Source organism: Rhodococcus sp. CX (assembly GCF_015865005.1).
GTDB lineage: Bacteria > Actinomycetota > Actinomycetes > Mycobacteriales > Mycobacteriaceae > Rhodococcus.
Genome location: NZ_JADZGH010000043.1, coordinates 1 through 1056 on the forward strand (window position 1 = coordinate 1; position 1056 = coordinate 1056).

General features: G+C 65.2%; 1 protein-coding gene. It reads left to right on the forward strand.

Annotated elements, in window-relative coordinates; genetic code table 11:
• On the forward strand, positions 1-1056 hold a 1056-nt coding region (locus I0Q12_RS04460), incomplete at both ends, for a phage tail tape measure protein (RefSeq protein ID WP_197250785.1).

Genomic DNA, 1056 nt, shown 5'->3' on the forward strand with positions numbered 1-1056 from the left:
TCCTCACCGGTGAGGAAGACACGGCAACGTTCGCGCACACCATCGAGCGGCTCAACATGGTCGCTGACCTCATGGGCGAGGATGTGCCGCGGGTCGCCCGCGCAGCAGGGCAGGCCATCAAGACCGACCTTGCTGGAAACGCCGAGGAAGCATTCGACATCCTCACCGCGTCCCAACGCAACAGCCTCAATGTGTCCGAGGACCTCCTCGACAGCTTCAACGAGTACTCCACACAGCTCCGCGCCCTCGGCCTCGAAGGCGAGGAAGGCTGGGCGCTGGTGGCCCAGGGAGTAAAGGCCGGCGCCCGAGACACCGACGTCGTAATCGATGCCCTGAAGGAGTTCAAGCTTCGTGTGACCGACGGTACCGCCGCGGCCGCCGACGGATTCGACAAGCTCGGGGTGAACGCCGACGACGCCCAGGCTGCCATGGCCGCCGGAGGTGAAGCTGGACGGGACATGATGGCCCAGCTCCTGCGTGGACTTCAGGAGATCGAGGACCCGCAGGACCGGTACAACGCTGCACTTGCTCTGTTCGGCACCAAGTTCGAGGACATCCAGGACGCCGCATATGCACTGAACCTCGACACAGCGGTGAAGGAGTTCGGGCAGGTCGAGGGATCTGCGGCGAAGGCGGCCGAGACGATGAAGTCGAACACCGCGGCATCGTTCGACGAAGCCAGGCGATCCATCGAGGTATCCATGGACGCCGTGAACCTCGCTCTCGCCGAGGCGTTCGGCCCGGAGCTGACGAAGATCAGCGACTGGGTCGCAACGCACAAACCCGAGATCATGGCGTTCTTCTTCGATCTCGCGGACGGTGCCCTACTCGCAGGGGAAGGCATCGCCCGGTTCGTCTCTGGCGCTCTGCACGTGATCGGCCCGTTCTCGGCGATCACCGCTGACGCATTCGGCGGCGCCCTGCAAACGATGGGCATGTTCGTCGACGCGGCCGCCACCGTCGCCGACGCCCTCGGCATGGACGGCATGGCCGAGAGCCTCCGCAGCGCCTCCGGGTTCCTCGACGAGTACGGGACAAAGGCCCGCGAGAACTCGG